Consider the following 1009-nt stretch of genomic DNA (forward strand, 5'->3'; position numbering starts at 1 on the left):
CCGATGGGGTAGTTCTCGAACACGTAGAGGGTGTCGAAGAGTTCACCCTCGCCGACCAGGCCCTGAATGTCGGTCAGGCCCAGATACTGGTGATCACTGAGCCGGGACTGCTCCTCCTGCACCCGGGCCATCAACTCGGTCAGCGACTGCGACGGATCGAGCCGGACCCTGACCGGGACCGTGTTGATCAGCAGACCGACCATCTGCTCGATACCGGGAATCTCCGCAGGCCGCCCCGACACCGTCATACCGAAGACGACATCGTCCCTGCCCGTCAGCCGGGCCAGCAACAACGCCCACGCGCTCTGCAGCACCGTGTTCACCGTCAGCCCATGCCGACGAGCCAACTCCGTAACCCCAGCGCTGACCTCGCCACTCAACGCGAGCGTCACCTCGCCATGGCTGCCGGCTAGTGAACGGTGACCGGCAGGCGCAAGCCTCGTCGGCTCCGCCCCGGCCAGCACCTCACGCCACATCGCTTCGGCCCGGGTCCGGTCCTGCCGTGCCAGCCAGACCGGATACGGCCGGTAGGGCACCGGCGCGGGCAGCGCACTGTCGTCCCCGCCTTGCCCATACAGCTCGAACAGTTCGCGCAGCACCAGCGGCGTCGACCAGCCATCCAGCAGAATGTGATGATTCGTGATCACGAGCTTGTGCCGGTCGGGGGCGAGGCGGATCACCAGGAAGCGCATCAGCGGCGCGCTGGCCATGTCGAAACGGGTAGCCCGTTCCTCCTCCAGCAGCCGCGCCACCCGCTCACCCTGACCGGCCCCGGAGTACTCACTCAGATCGACCACACGCCACGGCACACTCACCGAACCAGCGATCACCTGCACCAACTCGCCGTTCTCCCGCTCGCGGAAGCACGCCCGCAAACTGGCGTGCCGGCCCACCAGCACCTCCGCCGAACGCCGCAGCACCCCCGCATCCAAGGCGCCCGCCAGGTCCAGCACCAGCTGGACGTTGTAGATGTCGGCGGTGTCCTCGTCGAACAGCGCGTGGAACAACA

At 67.1% G+C, this 1009-nt stretch carries 1 protein-coding gene; it reads right to left on the reverse strand.

All coding sequences use genetic code 11. From position 1 onward, the window contains the following. Positions 1-953 (reverse strand): condensation domain-containing protein (locus tag G6048_RS48260; RefSeq protein WP_328829183.1); only part of this gene is annotated, 953 nt, incomplete at its 3' end. Between the last annotated feature and the right edge of the window lie 56 nt (positions 954-1009).

It is taken from the genome of Streptomyces ureilyticus (assembly GCF_011045025.1).
In the GTDB taxonomy this organism is placed as follows: Bacteria; Actinomycetota; Actinomycetes; order Streptomycetales; family Streptomycetaceae; genus Streptomyces; species Streptomyces ureilyticus.